This is a genomic window from Croceitalea marina, assembly GCF_042684265.1.
In the GTDB taxonomy this organism is placed as follows: Bacteria; Bacteroidota; Bacteroidia; order Flavobacteriales; family Flavobacteriaceae; genus Croceitalea; species Croceitalea marina.
In genome coordinates this window covers 1-15487 of record NZ_JBHULB010000013.1, presented here as the reverse complement: position 1 = coordinate 15487, position 15487 = coordinate 1, and the positions used below count along the sequence as shown (strand labels likewise).

The 15487-nt window shown below is 34.6% G+C and carries 23 protein-coding genes; 15 read left to right on the top strand and 8 right to left on the bottom strand.

What is annotated here, in order from left to right:
- The first annotated feature begins 305 nt into the window (after nt 1–305).
- The 3 genes from ACFSQJ_RS10355 to ACFSQJ_RS10345 all read left to right on the top strand — a co-directional run bounded on the left by ACFSQJ_RS10355 (nt 306) and on the right by ACFSQJ_RS10345 (nt 2961).
- Nucleotides 306–959: an NAD(P)-dependent oxidoreductase gene (locus ACFSQJ_RS10355; protein WP_377766875.1), complete on the top strand. Its 654-nt coding sequence runs from the start codon at nt 306–308 to the stop codon at nt 957–959.
- Nucleotides 956–1516 (top strand): menaquinone-dependent protoporphyrinogen IX dehydrogenase, encoded by a 561-nt coding sequence (gene hemG / locus ACFSQJ_RS10350; protein ID WP_377766874.1) that lies wholly within the window; start codon nt 956–958, stop codon nt 1514–1516. The genes ACFSQJ_RS10355 and hemG overlap by 4 nt, the downstream gene beginning before the upstream one ends.
- Nucleotides 1517–1707: 191 nt before the next feature.
- Nucleotides 1708–2961, top strand: a complete 1254-nt coding sequence (locus ACFSQJ_RS10345; RefSeq protein ID WP_377766873.1) for an amidohydrolase family protein — start codon at nt 1708–1710, stop codon at nt 2959–2961.
- A gap of 271 nt (nt 2962–3232) precedes the next feature.
- Here ACFSQJ_RS10345 and ACFSQJ_RS10340 read toward each other — a convergent pair whose 3' ends face one another.
- Nucleotides 3233–3457: a helix-turn-helix domain-containing protein gene (locus ACFSQJ_RS10340; protein ID WP_339142015.1), complete on the bottom strand. Its 225-nt coding sequence runs from the start codon at nt 3455–3457 to the stop codon at nt 3233–3235.
- A gap of 122 nt (nt 3458–3579) precedes the next feature.
- Between ACFSQJ_RS10340 and ACFSQJ_RS10335 the strand changes: the two genes are divergently transcribed.
- A complete protein-coding gene (locus tag ACFSQJ_RS10335; protein WP_339142016.1) occupies nt 3580–3825 on the top strand; it encodes a hypothetical protein in 246 nt (81 codons plus the stop codon).
- Here ACFSQJ_RS10335 and ACFSQJ_RS10330 read toward each other — a convergent pair.
- The 4 genes from ACFSQJ_RS10330 to ACFSQJ_RS10315 form a co-directional block, all read right to left on the bottom strand.
- Entirely contained in the window at nt 3822–4112 is a 291-nt protein-coding gene (locus ACFSQJ_RS10330) for a hypothetical protein (RefSeq protein WP_339142018.1), read from the bottom strand. The genes ACFSQJ_RS10335 and ACFSQJ_RS10330 overlap by 4 nt on opposite strands.
- Nucleotides 4087–4578: a hypothetical protein gene (locus ACFSQJ_RS10325; RefSeq protein ID WP_339142020.1), complete on the bottom strand. Its 492-nt coding sequence runs from the start codon at nt 4576–4578 to the stop codon at nt 4087–4089. The genes ACFSQJ_RS10330 and ACFSQJ_RS10325 overlap by 26 nt, the downstream gene beginning before the upstream one ends.
- On the bottom strand, nt 4550–4699 hold the full coding sequence (locus ACFSQJ_RS10320; protein ID WP_377766872.1) for a hypothetical protein: 150 nt from the start codon (nt 4697–4699) through the stop codon (nt 4550–4552). Before ACFSQJ_RS10320 ends, ACFSQJ_RS10325 begins: the two co-directional genes overlap by 29 nt.
- Nucleotides 4700–5028: 329 nt before the next feature.
- Nucleotides 5029–5277 carry a phosphate ABC transporter substrate-binding protein gene (locus tag ACFSQJ_RS10315; RefSeq protein ID WP_377766871.1) on the bottom strand — a complete coding sequence of 83 codons (249 nt, stop codon included), beginning with the start codon at nt 5275–5277 and terminating at the stop codon, nt 5029–5031.
- A gap of 157 nt (nt 5278–5434) precedes the next feature.
- On the opposite strand from ACFSQJ_RS10315, the gene ACFSQJ_RS10310 reads away from it, so the two are divergent.
- From ACFSQJ_RS10310 to ACFSQJ_RS10265, 10 genes are all read left to right on the top strand, one after another.
- Entirely contained in the window at nt 5435–5731 is a 297-nt protein-coding gene (locus ACFSQJ_RS10310) for a hypothetical protein (protein WP_339142022.1), read from the top strand.
- Nucleotides 5732–6164: 433 nt separating this feature from the next.
- Complete coding sequence (locus tag ACFSQJ_RS10305; protein ID WP_339142024.1) at nt 6165–7592, top strand: hypothetical protein; 1428 nt, start codon at nt 6165–6167, stop codon at nt 7590–7592.
- Nucleotides 7593–7743: 151 nt separating this feature from the next.
- On the top strand, nt 7744–8046 hold the full coding sequence (locus ACFSQJ_RS10300; protein ID WP_339142025.1) for a helix-turn-helix domain-containing protein: 303 nt from the start codon (nt 7744–7746) through the stop codon (nt 8044–8046).
- A 32-nt stretch (nt 8047–8078) separates the two neighbouring features.
- Complete coding sequence (locus tag ACFSQJ_RS10295) at nt 8079–8762, top strand: hypothetical protein (RefSeq protein WP_339142026.1); 684 nt, start codon at nt 8079–8081, stop codon at nt 8760–8762.
- Nucleotides 8763–8934: 172 nt separating this feature from the next.
- The gene (locus ACFSQJ_RS10290; protein ID WP_339142027.1) at nt 8935–9399 is read left to right on the top strand and encodes a BfmA/BtgA family mobilization protein; all 465 of its coding nucleotides are present in this window, start codon (nt 8935–8937) and stop codon (nt 9397–9399) included.
- Entirely contained in the window at nt 9399–10286 is an 888-nt protein-coding gene (locus ACFSQJ_RS10285; protein WP_339142028.1) for a DUF5712 family protein, read from the top strand. Before ACFSQJ_RS10290 ends, ACFSQJ_RS10285 begins: the two co-directional genes overlap by 1 nt.
- A gap of 8 nt (nt 10287–10294) precedes the next feature.
- Nucleotides 10295–12160, top strand: coding sequence for a type IV secretory system conjugative DNA transfer family protein (locus tag ACFSQJ_RS10280; RefSeq protein WP_377766870.1), 1866 nt, complete (start codon nt 10295–10297; stop codon nt 12158–12160).
- Nucleotides 12161–12196: 36 nt separating this feature from the next.
- On the top strand, nt 12197–12703 hold the full coding sequence (locus tag ACFSQJ_RS10275) for a GIY-YIG nuclease family protein (RefSeq protein WP_339142031.1): 507 nt from the start codon (nt 12197–12199) through the stop codon (nt 12701–12703).
- A 67-nt stretch (nt 12704–12770) separates the two neighbouring features.
- The gene (locus ACFSQJ_RS10270) at nt 12771–12962 is read left to right on the top strand and encodes a hypothetical protein (RefSeq protein WP_377766869.1); all 192 of its coding nucleotides are present in this window, start codon (nt 12771–12773) and stop codon (nt 12960–12962) included.
- A gap of 82 nt (nt 12963–13044) precedes the next feature.
- Nucleotides 13045–13809, top strand: coding sequence for a hypothetical protein (locus ACFSQJ_RS10265; protein ID WP_339142033.1), 765 nt, complete (start codon nt 13045–13047; stop codon nt 13807–13809).
- Between the two features lie 104 nt (nt 13810–13913).
- On the opposite strand, the gene ACFSQJ_RS10260 is transcribed toward ACFSQJ_RS10265, so the two are convergent.
- From ACFSQJ_RS10260 to ACFSQJ_RS10250, 3 genes are read right to left on the bottom strand one after another with little or no spacing between them, the layout of a single operon-like run.
- A complete protein-coding gene (locus ACFSQJ_RS10260; RefSeq protein WP_339142034.1) occupies nt 13914–14231 on the bottom strand; it encodes a hypothetical protein in 318 nt (105 codons plus the stop codon).
- Between the two features lie 44 nt (nt 14232–14275).
- Nucleotides 14276–14545, bottom strand: a complete 270-nt coding sequence (locus tag ACFSQJ_RS10255) for a type II toxin-antitoxin system RelE family toxin (RefSeq protein ID WP_339142035.1) — start codon at nt 14543–14545, stop codon at nt 14276–14278.
- Nucleotides 14542–14799, bottom strand: a complete 258-nt coding sequence (locus ACFSQJ_RS10250; protein WP_339142037.1) for a hypothetical protein — start codon at nt 14797–14799, stop codon at nt 14542–14544. Before ACFSQJ_RS10250 ends, ACFSQJ_RS10255 begins: the two co-directional genes overlap by 4 nt.
- Before the next feature lie 333 nt (nt 14800–15132).
- Between ACFSQJ_RS10250 and ACFSQJ_RS10245 the strand changes: the two genes are divergently transcribed.
- The gene (locus ACFSQJ_RS10245; RefSeq protein WP_377766868.1) at nt 15133–15405 is read left to right on the top strand and encodes a DNA repair protein RadC; all 273 of its coding nucleotides are present in this window, start codon (nt 15133–15135) and stop codon (nt 15403–15405) included.
- Nucleotides 15406–15487: the final 82 nt, after the last annotated feature.

The window sequence follows — 15487 nt, the reverse complement described above, 5'->3', positions numbered from 1 at the left end:
TTTGTGCTTAACCCAAAGTTTAGTGCTTCGAAATCGCCTACTTTTCATATACTAACCGTCGATGGCCATATCCCTTCGGGAACGCAAAATCACGTACATTGCACGCTTCCCTTTTGCTTATCGCCATCGATGGGCTTTGTACATTACACCCCATACCTAAGGAAGTTTTCCCTAATTTTAAACTGGCACTGGAGCAAAAGGTACGGCCATCGACTACACTTATAACCTATGAGGCGTAATGATGGCTCCTGGTGAGGCACGCCTCACACGCCATAAACAAAGCCCATTGTGTTTAATATTAAAGAATGAAACTACTATTACTTGGAGCCACAGGAAGAACAGGAAAATTGGTGTTGAAAAAAGCATTAAATAAGGGCTATCAAGTAAATTGTTTATCAAGAAAATCTAATAGAATTCCAAAAAGCGAGGGAGTGACAATCTTTGAGGGTATTCCTAACAATGAAGATGATTTGAATAGAGCGATTTCTGGTTGCGATTATATAATTAGTGTTTTAAATATTTCAAGAAAATCTGACTTTCCTTGGGCAAGTTTAAGAACACCAAAAACTTACCTTTCAGACGTACTAACTAAGCTCGTCCCAATTGCCAAAGAACATAACATAAAACGAATTTCTATATGCTCGGCTTGGGGCGTTGCTGAAACAAAAAATGATATCCCAAAATGGTTTAAATGGTTCATTAACAACAGTAATATTGGAGTTGCTTATAAAGACCACGAAAGACAAGAAAAAATACTTTCTAACTCTGATGTTGACTGGACAATCGTAAGACCTGTGGGATTGACGAATTCAAAAAGAGAAGAACGAATAAGGGAAACTTTTGACAATAAGCCTAAACCAAGCATTTTAATAAGCAGAAAAAGTGTTGCGAACCATTTGTTAGAAAGTTTAGAAAAAGATGCTTTGATAAAGAAAAAAGTAGTAATCTCTAAAGAATGAGAAAAAAGATTGCTATAATTTATTCTTCCGTAGATGGACAAACCAAAAAGATATGTGAAGAATTGAGCCTAATTTTTAAAAAACAACAAATCGAAACTGAATTGTACCCAATTGACAATTTTAACAATGATTTATTGCAATACCATACACTTATTATCGGAGCAAGCATTAGGTATGGGAAACATAAAAATAAGGTGTCAGAATTTATTTTGGCGAATTTGAATAAACTCAATCAAATTCAAACTGCTTTTTTTTCTGTAAACCTTGTAGCAAGAAAAAAAGATAAGAACTCAACAAGCACAAATCCTTATATGATTAAATTTTTAGACAAGATTGAATGGAAAGCAGATTTCTTGCAGGTCTTTGCAGGAAAATTGGATTATAACTCATATTCCTTTTTAGATAGAATAATGATAAAATTGATAATGCTAATTACGAATGGTCCGACAAAATCGAAAGAACCAATTGAATTTACTGAATGGAAAAGGGTAAATGATTTTGGATTAAAAATAATTGAGAACTACAAAAATACTAAACACAACATTGGCTATAAGTAATTGCTGCGCAACTACNAGTTTTCCCTAATTTTAAACTGGCACTGGAGCAAAAGGTACGGCCATCGACTACACTTATAACCTATGAGGCGTAATGATGGCTCCTGGTGAGGCACGCCTCACACGCCATAAACAAAGCCCATTGTGCGTAATTAAAACCAAACTCATTCTAAACCATAAAAATTGAAAAAATAATGACCAAAAATATAATATTTCTTTTAGCCTTTCTGATAACTTCTTTAACAATAAATGCACAAAACACTGTGATTAAGGCAGGTCATTTCTTCGATGCTCGAAATGGTAAAATGTTAGAGAACCAAATCATAGTCATTCAAGATGGAAAAATTAAAGAAATTGGAACCAATCCAAAATTTAGTGATACTGACAGTATAATTGACCTATCTAATTCGTGGGTTTTACCTGGATTAATGGACTGCCATGTTCATATAACTGCTAACCTTCCTTATAGAAACCTTCAGATGGAACAGATGTATGCAAGCGAAAGCACATCTCTCCGTGCAATAAGAGGTTCAGTGGTTGCCAAACAATTTTTAGACAACGGATTTACAACTATTAAAGAAATAGGTAATGATGCTAACTATGCCACCGCTGATGTTATCAAAGCAATTAAGAATGGCTGGATACAAGGACCTACTATTATATATGCAGGTAAAATAATTGCGCCCTATGGAGGACAATCTAGTGGAATAAACCCTGAACATGAACTTTTTTGGAATTTTGAATATATAGATGCAGATACTCCTGATGAAATAAAGAAAGCTGTAAGAAAGAATCTTTATAATGGTGCAACTGTGATTAAAATGGTTACAGGCGATAATGGAATTTATAATGCAGAAGATATTAAGGCAGCTGTTGACGAGGCTAAAAAATATAACATAAAAGTTACAGTTCACGCGGGTGGAGGATTAGCAGCAACAAATGTAATTTCTGGTGGTGCAGCTGGAATAGAACATGGATTTCAATTGAACAATGAACAGCTTCAATTAATGAAAGATAAAGGGATATTTTTAGTAGGTACAGACTTCTCTTATGACAATTGGTATGCTTATGGCATGGACTCTGTGACAGCAACAGCATTAAATAATATGCTTGTGGACAGACTTAAAAGAGCTTATAAAATCGGAACTCCAATGGCTTTTGGGACAGATATTATTGTTGACCTGCCAGAATTAAACCGTGTACAATCAAGTCTTAAAGTTTTAGAAACGTGGAAAGCAGCGGAAATACCTGCTTCATATATTTTGCAGACAATGACTATTAAAGCGGCTGAACTTTTAGGAATTGATAAAGAAAGAGGAATCCTTGAATCTTCTTACTATGCTGATATAATTGCAGTTAAAAATAACCCACTTAACGACATTGAGTCAATAAGGACAGTTCATTTTGTAATGAAAGAAGGCGAAATAATCAGGAATGATAATAAATAACTACGCACAACAACGTGTATAAATCATTGGGCAATAAGTGGTTAAATGAACATTACAGTTATAAATAAACATTACGGTAAACTGAAAATGAAGTGCTTAGAAATGCCAACGCTTCATACACAAACCGTTGTAGTGTCATAAAACGAACCTTTTTCGGTACTAAAAAGACTATTGATTCCTAAATCAATTTATTTAACAATTATTATTTTGATTTAGGTCTATTAATAGACACTAGTAAGTCAAGTTGCCGTTTTATCTAGCCACGAAGTTGCTAGTCCTTGTTGAACTCAAAAAATTCCTTTGGTTCTACTTCCAAGGCTTTGGAAAGTTCCAAAATTGTAGAAAGCTGTATATTGACTTGACCCTTTTCGATTTTTGATATGTCGCTATAATCAATATCGCACATAGTGGACATCTTACGGTAGCTTAGTTCTTTAGATTTGCGAAGTTGCTGCAATCTTTTTCCGAACGCCCTTAAAAAATCCATTTCGTCCATCTACGCAAGTTGCGCAGATTACTAAAAATTAATGTGGGCTTTAAAACCCACAAAAATATTTTTAATTTGTAAAGGTTTTACTACTTTTACAACACACGCTTAATCATTAAGCAGCCCATCATATGACCCTCTACGATTTTCTCATGTTGGACACCAAAGAGCAAATGACCAAAGTCATGGTAAATGGCAATTTGGTAACACATCTTCACAATGGAACCAGTTCCTTTGCGCTATATGCCCTAAATACGTTTTTTGTTGAATTGGAATACCTGAAAGAACCGCAATGGAGTAAGCAAGAATCCGTTGTTTTACGAAAACATATATTCAAATCCGGTGTACGCATGGAAAAATATATCGGAAAGATTTAGCGGTCAAGGCTCCCTTTTTCTTCAAGTGCCTTCATCATTTTATATACCCGATTGTACATGTGTTCCTTACTTTTTTTATTGTCTAGAATCCGCCTTGTATCATGGAAATCGTAGGTATATGTTGCAGCGAATTCCTCTATATCATCAATTTTGAAATCAATATATTTCTGAAGTATGTCACTAACATTAGCAACGTAGATTTTATCTTCGTTAAAAGCGTCGAAAAGCTTCCAAAGCTTTTCTTTGGAGTGAAAATGTAATCTAATTGCCCACCTCAGAACTCGCATGATTCGATTTGGATTTTTTGAGGTTCAATTTATTTCTGTGGTCAAGGATATAGTAAACCAGCACCCCAAGGGATGTTACTATCGTTATTATAAATTTTGTGTTTACATCATTAAAAGGCCCCTGTCTGGCATTGAACAATATTACGGCCAAAGTATAACCGCTAAGTACTACCGGAACAAGCAGGGCAATACGGTAAAATTTCCCTTTTGCATCCATCATCCAACCAAGAAAACCGACATGGGCGAACAAGTGAATCATGATGGTATATAGAAAAACACGATAGGAACTGAACCCAAGTATCTTCCCGTCGCTACCAGTAAGAAAAGATTCCACACCAATAACGGGAACGTTGGGCTTTACGCCCGACCTATCAGCAACCAAGTCATGAAAATAAGGTAGGGTCGATACCACAATGATACCGACCACTACCACTAACTCATACAACGTCGTCTTCCGTAATTTCATCTCTTTCGATGGACTGCTCGTACAGCTCGTCCTGTTCTGCAATATCACTCTTTGTACAAGAAGTTGATAATCCAATTGTAAACAATACGGCCACTGCAAAAATCAATTTTTGTGCTTTCATAACTAAATAAATTATAGGGTTAATAATTACCCAAATTTACCTAGCTCTTTTGCTTTTTTGACCTTACATCACTTTTATTTCTCCAACTTCTATTAACATTATTTAACGTAGATTCCTACTTAATATAATTTTAAATCTGTCACTAAAGTACAACAAAGGACACTCAAAGTGTGCTTTTTTAATCCATTTTTTGATGAAACGCACAATTCTATGGACAATATATGTAGTATTAATAGAATTCAAAACAGGAACAATGGAAGGTTTGTTTTATAAACCCAAAAAAATTGAAAAACCTCTTTTTGCTGTAGAAAAATGAGGTTAACATTAAATTAATTCTGATTGCCAAAGTTTAAAGATTTATATTGTTTTAGCCTATATTTCTTCCAGTTTCTTGTGAATTTTGAATGCTTAGAATTGGTTGTATCTATTCCATGTGGAAAGCAATAAGAACAGCCGCCCATTTTATCCACATTTTTGATTCTGGAAATTCTTACGCTGGATATTTTCTTTGGGAAATCTATCAATCCTTTTTCGTTCAGACCAAAAGCCTTTCCGAATTTTTTTTGACTTTTCACCATTACTATGTTTTAAGTTAATACTTAAAACATGGAGCCTTTATAAATTAATGCGAGTACCATTTTATTTTTTTATAAATATAGTAAAATCAAAATTCGAGGGCAACACCCTATATTTGAAGATAATCCCCAACCGTAAAAGATGCTTTGGAAATGAAAAATGAAGTACAAAAAAGAATACTGGAATATTGGGTTCAGGGTAATTTTTGAGATAGCACCGCATGTAAAGAATACATTGACTTTCGCCGCCCATCCATACGAGCAGATGATGGATACAGAACTGAACAGCAAACCCGATGCTTTCTTGGTGCAGGGCAGGGTCGTTGCAGGAGAGAAACTAGAAGTAGGATTCAGGGCGTTTACGATGGAAATGACCCCGGATTTCCATAGACGTTTAGGGGAGCTGTACGAAGTGGTCAAGACCGAGTACAGAAATACGATATTTAAAAAGGTTTAGGGCATCGGACGGGGTTTGGTTTCGATTATTTTCAAAGGTATTAAGCTTTTTAACTATTCCGGTAGCATTGGCTTCCTCATACAAAACACGCTAAAAACTGCATTCAATGCATTTACACACTATCCCTGATGCATCTGGCCATGTTCCTGCGGAAGTTGAAAATTAATCCGTCTCTAAGACACACCGAGTGTCCCGCAAGGCTTAGATACCTTTGGAAGTCTTGCGGTCTCCTTAATTTCCAACATCCTCGAAACCGCGCACAAGAGCAAAACGTTTCTCCGTTCCCTTCCGTGGGACCACTTCTGCACAGCTTCATCCAGTAGGTCGCGGATCCTCACGGGGGAACTCCGAAAGTTATGCACTTGCCTTGCCCTTGCTTAGATTTGTCAACTTATTACTATCTTGAAAGAACTAAAACTTATTGTACAGTTTTATGATAAAAAAATACAAAATAGTATCTGATAAAGTGGATATAATACTTGAAGAGGCAGCAAGTTATCAGAGTATTGAAACTGTACGAAAGGAATTTGTTGAAAATGAAGGGAACACCGATACCTATGTTAAAATATTTGAAGACGAGAATGAGAAAATCATAGAGTTTAGACCAATCTCTGAGCTATCAGAAGATTATTTTTTGAATTTTATTGAAAGTAAAGAATTCGGAATTATTCCTGAAACCCAAGGATTTCTTACGAGTTTAAAAACCCAATCCCCTTTTGAAAGGATTTTGTTGATTTTGGCACATATTGTCAAACTAAATGAACCCAGAAAGCTGTATCATAAAGCACACGCCTTGATTATCGAAGAAATCAATTATAGAATCCATACCAAACAAAAATATTATAACAAAAAGTTCCAGCATGTCAATTTAGAAGAATCCATAAATATATGTGAGGCATTTATAAGAGGTTATTTCTTTGATATCAACGTTGAACTACAATCGTCAATACAATTGTTCAAGAGCATGAACCTATTGAATAGTGTGGAGTACCTCGTCGATTCCAATCTGAGCGTAATAAACCAGAACGATGATTGTTTAATGTTATCACCAATTCTTTTCAATTATGAACAATGGAAAAAATTATTGAGCAGGGAATTGATGTTAATTGACCACTCTAAGTTAGTAAAAGGATATGCACAAAAGTTTATTGCCTTAATAAAGGAACTTGAGAACCGTTTAAATTATAACCGTTTCCCTTTAATTGAAAACTATTTTAGTGGTTATTCAATTGATGATGGAGAATACTATAAATCTACGTACAACGCTTATTATGGTATTGAAGGATACACGAATAAAATATCCGATTATTCAGACTTTATTTCTGGTCTACCACTCGACAATATTGAAAAATTAAATCAGAAGAATCTTGCCTCAAGAATTGTTGAAGATGAAAAAAGAAAAGAAGTAATCCTTCAGAAATTAAAAAACTCTAAGATTCGGATTTTAAGAAATATAAGTCATGTAAAGAAAGGGTTCAAGTACTTGCTTAAAAAATCGAATTTAGATTTAAGTTCCGAAATAATTGATAGCTCTGCGAACCAACTAATAATTGAATTGTTCCATACTTCGACGGAAAAAGTAGGTCAACCGATTCCCGATACGGTGAACTTAAGCAATCAAACTATGCTTGAGTTTTTACTATTGCTCGAAAAACATGAATATATAAAGTATAACCCAAAGGTTTCCATACCTAAGATTATAGCCAATAATTGTTCATTAAAAAGTAAGGGTATGACTCAAAGTAATCTTTACCATATCCTAAAAAAACTATCCTACAATCCCGATAACATTCAAAGCATTAAGCTATCATTTCAAGGTTTGACAAGCGAGATTGCTCTCTTGAATGAAATGAAAAATTAGAATCTTCATTTTTTGATTAAATCTTTTTAAAAATTCAACATACTTGTTATCAATTAATTGTGGTCTTCAAGATTAGAATATACCTCATTCCAATTTCTGGTGACCCAACTTTTATTGAGTTTAGCTCCAAGTTAAACTTAAATGAATTAGCATGGGTAACGTACTGTTTTACACGCACAATAAGGAAGATTTAAAGCGCATCGTGAAAATGGTGGTCGAAGAGATTCGTAAGACCGAACATATCAACGATGATGGTATCAATGTCAAGGAAGATAGGTTGACCCAAAGAGAGGCAGCTGCCTTTTTAGGTATATCCATAACAAGCCTGATTTCATGGAAGAAAAAAGGCAAAGTCCCTTACTACCAAATAGGCCGCTCTATTTTCTTTTCCAAATCAGAACTTTTAAAACTAGCGCGTAAAAACCGTGAAGTCCTAATTGCTAGTCGCAAATAACAATATCCGTTCAATTGTTAACACATATTACCATGGAAAATAGTTTAGGTCGGAATTTGAAAGTACATATTAAAACCGAGGATGAAATTATGTTGAAACAAGCGCATGAAAAAGCAAAGGAACTACAGACAGCGCAATTTAAAAAGTTGCTATGGACATTTGGTAAGACATACTTTAATAGAATGGATAGGCCATTTATTGTTGATAAGGATAATCGACAATTTTTGGATGTTATCAGCCAATATTTTTCAAACAATCCTTCGTTTGAGAAAGCTACTGGCGGAGAGTTAAGGAAGGGGCTTTTGGTTTATGGGCCATGCGGAACAGGCAAGAGTTCGGTTTTTGATATTATAGGAAGCATCGGCAAACATTATCAGCATAAAAGTTTATGGTTTAGGAATGTTTCAGTTCATACCGTGGTGTCCGAATTTAATTCATTGGGAGAGAAAGTAATTGAAAAGTACAGCAAGGGAACTGTTCATTTTGAAGATTTGGGAACAGAAAAAATTGCTCAGTCTTGGGGAATAAAAGAGAATCTTTTCGAGAGGCTTTTGCAAATAAGGTATAACATTTTTAAGGAGAATGGTACAAAGACATATATAACAACCAACCTTTCAACAAGGTCTTTAGAAGCTATGTACGGTGCTCAGGTTTACGATAGAATTTTTGAGATGTTCAATTTCATTGAACTAGGTGGAGGAAGTAGACGGCGGTAGGTCTTGAAAAGAGCAAGTCGGACAGGGGCGATGCCCCTATCTCCGACTTGCCCTGCGGGGCCAAAACCCCAATAAAAATTGGGGTTTGAAGAACTTTTAAGATTATAACTATTTATAACCAGAATATAATCCGACTTGTAACTAATTGAATACCAAAGTGTACAGTTATAAAATGAAAAAGAAAAGCATCATAATATCAGAAAGAAGCCATAAGGATATGAAGCAGCTTTCACTAACCTACGGAAGTCCTATCGGAGCTTTGACAGAGGCTATGATAAGGTATTTTAAACGTACCGGAATAAATCCAAAGGATGCAATAAACGAAAACCCATCGACAATGATAAAGATACTTGATAAAAGAATAGTGTCATTTCTTAAAGTCCAGGAAAGGGATATTCTCAAACCTCTGAAAGATGAAGTTTATATGAACAGCAAAAACCAAAAATTAGAATTAGTTGAGCTAACCAATAGCCTTAAAGATGTACTAGGAAAAATAAATGATGCGGACAAAAACCGAACGCTTTTAGTGAAAGGCGAATTAACGAAACATAAAGACTGCCTTATTGAAATAGCATCTTTTCTAGATGGCAGGGGCAAATCTGGACTAAACCAAAGAATAAAGGAAATATTCAATTAATGCCGATAAGCAAACCACATAGCAGTTTGGCCTCGAACAACACAGGAAGCTCATCGAGCTTAGTGGAATACTTGGATAAGGAAAACCAAGAACTTGAAAAAATGGCATTATCCGAAACAAATCGGGAAAGAGAAATCGATATGAGAAATAGACAACAGCAGTTTTTCAATGCCTATTCCGACAATATAAGGGGTTTTGAAGTAAAGGAAAAGATTGATGCGAATATCTCCAAACTCGGTAAACAAGATGCAAAGTTTTTTTCACCGACAATCAATTTTAGCAAAAATGAATTGAAGCATTTGGCGGATAAGGCAACTAGCGGAAAGCCAATACAAAATACTTGGCAGATGAACAGGGAAGAATTTGAACGCTACAATAATTATTTAAAAGATTATTCAAGAAAAGTCATGGACAATTATGCCGGAAATTTTGGTAGACAAAACAAGGGACTGGAAAGCGGAAATGACTTGGTGTATTATGCTAAAATAGAGCATACTAGAAAATACAAGGGAACGGATGCCGAAGTGATAAATGGGAAAAAGAAATCGGGAGATAAGAAAAAGGGGCTTCAATCCCATGTACATGTCATTGTCAGCCGAAAGGACAAAACCCAGAAGATGAAATTAAGCCCTTTATCGAATGAAAAATCCAAGCAAAGGACTATTGGGAACAATACATACAAAGTAGGTTTTGACAGAAAGGCTTGGATAACAAATAATGAAAAAACCTTTGACAATTCCTTTGGGTACAAAAGAAATGAACTAGAAAAATTCGAGAATCAAAATACACTCAAAAATGGCACGGCCATGGAAAAGGATAAACTGCAATCTAGATTATCGAATGTTAAAAATAAAGAACAGTCAAATGATAAATCACTAGGGTTATGATAGCGTCAATGATATTCAAATTTCTTAAGTATTACTTCTATGCAGTATTGGCAATTTTTCCAATTGGCTGTTTTGCGATGGGGATTGTTTCAATTTTTTATAGCACCGATTTCGGAATGAATACCAAATTGGATTTCGAAACTACGCTTCATACAAGAGAATTCCTAATGAATTCTGGATTAGGAATTTACTTTACAATCAACCCAATTTTATTATATATAGTACTATACAGATTCACAAAACGTTGGTCAAAGGCTTTTCTTTTCTTGAGTGTTGGAACGTTCTTGCAAATGACGGCGGTAAACTTGCTATTCTCCTTAAACATATATGAACTGCAATACGATATTGAACAGATTTACCTTATAATGGATGTTTTAATAGCTTGCCAAATAGTGATGTCCATATTGATTTCTAGAAAATCAAACAAAAAACTTTCTGCACATAAAAAAATAAGATTATGCAAAGAAGGTATAGTGTTTGACGCAAGACCATCTAAAATTTATTTAAACAATCCAATGCGCGGCATATATATTCAAGGGGGTGCTGGTTCTGGGAAATCAGAAAGCCTTTTTAAGCCAATCATAAAAAATGCAGTAAAAAAGTCGATTACGGGAATATTGTACGACTTTAAAAGTACAGAACTAACAAAATACTATTATCACCACCAACAAAAGGGAGAGCAGAATTTAGACGTTTATTTTTTGGATTTTTTAAATCCATTGAAAAGTCATAGATTAAATCCATTAGCCCCAGAATACCTCTTGAAAGCTCCTTATGCGTTCGAATATAGCGAAGTGATAATCAATAATCTTTTGCCAGAAACAATTAAGGAACGGAAATATTGGGATAGGGATGCTCAAAGTATTTTGACTGGCATAATTTGGTTTATTAAAAAGCATCATCCAAAACAATGTAGCTTACCACATATAATAAGCTTGGTTTTAGAAGCTGATACGCAACAATTGCTTGATAAAGTTAGTTCAGACCCTGAAACGGCTGGCATGGTTGTAAGTCTTAGACAGGCCATGAATAGAGGGGCTGAAAAACAAGTAGCCGGCGTCATATCAACGTTGCAGACCGCCCTTTCCAGATTGAACAACCCTGAAATATTCTGGTTATTATCCGGTAACGATTTGAACTTAGATCTGAATAACCCTGAATCGCCAAAATTTTTATGTATCGGTAATGATAGTTCCTTGCCCCAAACGTATTCCCCTGCAATCTCATTAATTATTTCGGTGGCAGCCAAGTTGATGAACAAACCGGACAAATTACCAAGTACAATTATACTTGACGAAGCTCCCACGCTATATATTCCAAATTTTGAACAGTTGCCCGCTACGGGTAGAAGCAACAAAATTTCAACAGTATTCGGTACACAGGATTATAGTCAGATTGTCGAAAAATACGGAAGCGATAAGGCGCAGGTAATTATAGCCAATCTGGGTAATCAATTCTATGGACGAACATCGAATACCAAAACCGCTGAAATAATCCAATCCGTTTTTAGCAAAGAAGATAAAATGTATTGGTTGTCCAATAAGAGTACTGGCACTTCAGGGCAAATTGTTCACCTAAATTCAAACGATAGTCGAGGAAAAAGCCAAAGCATACAAGAACGGGAGCGATTAAAAGTCAATCAAATTTTAAAAGCTGATACTGGTCAGTTTTATGGCATTGTCGCAGAAGGAAGCCCTAGAGAGTTCATTGGTCATAGGTTCAAATACGACAAATCAAAAATTGACATTCCAGAAAATTTAAGATCCATGCCAGAAGTAAATTTTGATGAAATAATTAAAAATTATCATAAGATAATTGCTGAAGCTCAGAATATTATCAAACCGAAAGTAGTTAATACATTGCTAGATATTTGATGGGATATGATTATTTTTTTCCAAAAAAAAGAAACCATGGAAACTACAATTTATCTATTTCTAAATAGTAAGAATGAAATTATCTATGTTGGTAAAACAGAAAACTTTGTGCAACAAAGAATAGCATGCCATCATAAAGGTAAAATGGTATTCTATGAAACTTCTCAGATTATCTTTTCTAAATGGAGCTACAATGCAGAAGATTTATTTATAAAGCTTTTCAAGCCGAAACATAATCGCGATGTGAAGTTTACGAACAAGAAATTTGACAAGTCTTTTATTGAAGATTTAACTCTTTCAGAGTGGTTCAAATTTCCCGACAAATCCAACAAAATATTTAGAATTGATGGAATCAACTTTGAATACTATATTCTTTTCAGACTTATGTCAAAAATACATAAATGCGATATGAATTTTACTTATGAAACTCTAGTAAATATTGCTTTGTCAAATCTATTCATTGAAGAAAATGAAGCTGGATGGGAAGGTCAAAAAAGCATTTTAGTAAAACATCTTAATCAGCAATCAAGTAAGCTTATTTAACCTCGATTATATTCAATCCATGAATTTTTCCCTAATTTTAAAGGAATAGATTCTAAATTAAATACTTATGGCCAATAAGCGTACAACTTTTTGGGATAATACAATAATCCCAAAAATAATGCTAGTGATTTCTTTATTCATGATAGTTTTCTCTGCCGTTTTTATTCTAAAAAAGTCCAACCAAAAAGAGCAAAAACTTGTCGATAAAGTTGAAAGTTTAGAGGCTAGACTTAGCCTAATTGAAAGTAAGCAAAAATAGTTCTCATTATGATCATATAGTAGGTGCCATTCACATACATATAGCCATAGAAAACAAAGAATAAATTTTATGCAAGCCGAAAATGAATTACGCAGATGAAGCTTATTGTGCAAATTGTGGATTGGAAAGGATGGGCATTCTCGATTCAACGCTTAAATTCAAACAATGGCATTTCAAACAATGCTTAGATGAAAAAGACATGCCATTTTATGATTTTTGGCAAATAATTCCAAGTAAGCACAATAAAAACCAAAAAGTACCTACCAATAGAATTGTTGGCACAAGGCATCCCGATTACCACAGTAAGATGTGGTTAGAAGTTTTAGGATGCCTAAAACGATTTGAAGCCAGAAATTGGGATAGCTCTACATTTGCCAAGAAATACAATGATGGGGGTATCTCCTTTTCAAAATACGATGATAAGTACTTCATAACAGGCGGAAATCACAGAGCCACGATTGCCAAGTTTTTTGAACTAGAATATCTTGAAGTACCAGTTACCGAATATTACCTTGATAAAGAATTCTATGGCTTGTATAGGGTGGTTTCCGATTTGAATATGCAACCTAAATTACGCTATTATTCAAGAAGTTCTGACTGGATTTTGTGGGTCTATGGAAGACCTGTATACTTTGAAAACTTCAATATGACGAGTAATTTTTTGAAATATTATTTAGAAATCGAAGTAAACTACAAAACCTTACTCAAAAATAAATTGAACTCCTTCTTGCCGAAAAAAGAGGAGTCCTATCATATTAGAAATATCGAACAATTAGCATCTTTAAAAGATGTCATTATTTTGCATAAGCTAAAGTTGTCTAATTCCTGTCCAGAAAATCTTCGTTAAGTACTGGTTATCATCCTAGAAATCATGTCTGTTTTAAATCTAGGTTAATGATCTAACTCTTGGTACGGTGGTATCATTCTATGGGAACAAAAGGATAAAAACCATTAATACTCGTGTTTTTGCTTCTCGTCTAATATTTCTCCTAGCTCTATATGAATTTCCTTTTTGGCCTCTAGATAGGATAACTCCACTACTACACTAGCATCATCAAAAGAGCAGTATCCGTTTCCAAAAATCCATCTTTTATATTTTTTTCTTAGCCCATCACTTTTCTCTATTTTTCTTTCAAGGTGTTCGTAAAGAGTGCTATCCAAGGAAATGCAATCACCTATCCTCGGTACATAGGGCATTTCGATAGTGAAAGTTATGGCATTGTCCATAAAGTCCTCAAAACATGGAAAATGAATATGTATTTGGTGCATAAGTGCAAAAAAGATTATTATACAATTGAGACGGCAGCTATTATCTATTTAGGAAAAACCTTATAAATATCGCTGCGCTTCAAAAAACGGGCGATTTCTACGTAGTCGGATTCTTTATAAATACCCATTCTGTAATCACCTATTCTGATGCGGTAGGCAATAGAATAACCCTTCATCTTTTTAACATTCTTCAAATCTTCCAACGAATCAACTGATTTTATTTCTAGAATTAGTTGTTCGACTTTCAGGGCTAACTTAGGGTCTTTGATTTTCTTAATGTCTTTAAGAAAGGTCTTTAAGTATACTATCTTCATCGTTTACGCTGCAATTCCTTCATTATTTCATCTTCGCTGACAGTTTCGCTTCTGTCAGCCTGTTGCATTAGTAATAGTAGCCCCAAATCCTCTTTTTCTTCATCTGTCATTTTGCCCAAACGCTCTTTCTCTTTTTGTTCTATAAAGTAGGAAACCGCTCTTTCCATCAAACCCTTTACAGTCATACCTTCAAAGGCAGAAAGTATTTTTAACTTGGTCAACGTGGTTTCGTCAATGTCAATGTTCTTTCTCATGGCATAAATTTAAATCATAAATGTACAAAAAATATACCATATACACCATATATACGTGCAAGCTTGATACTTAAAAGTGTTTTGAATAATACAAACTATTTATTTTCACTAGACACTAAAAGGATACTTCCCAACATACTAGTTTAGGTCATCTAGCCGACATTTAAGTAAAATGTTTTCAAATTGAAGCTTATACAACCATATTTCATCAACCCTTATCCAGTATTTCTATTTTGACTTGCAAGCTCCAAATTTTGAATGAAACACCAAATGAAAGTATTTGGCTTATTCAGTCAAAATTCGGGTAACGCTCGCCATCAAAATAGAAAAACTATGGAACGAGCAAGAGAAATCAAAATTAGCTACAAAGGCAATCGTAAAAACAATCAAAAATTAAAAATCAAGTCATCCGAGGATGCCAACCGAATCATCTATGACTTTTGGGACAAAGACCATATCGAACTTCATGAGTCTTTCAAGGTTGTATATCTGAACAACAACAATGTCGTCAAAGGAATTTGTACCATGTCTATTGGAGGTATAACCAGTACCGCAGTAGATTGGATAGGGCGGTCAATGTATACCACCTGCGGCGGATTAAACTGAGCAGTGCAAATCAAGTGCACGAGATCGACTCATTTTGGTGCTGAAGTTAACGTTTATTTTTAATTTTTTTCCTCATTGATTC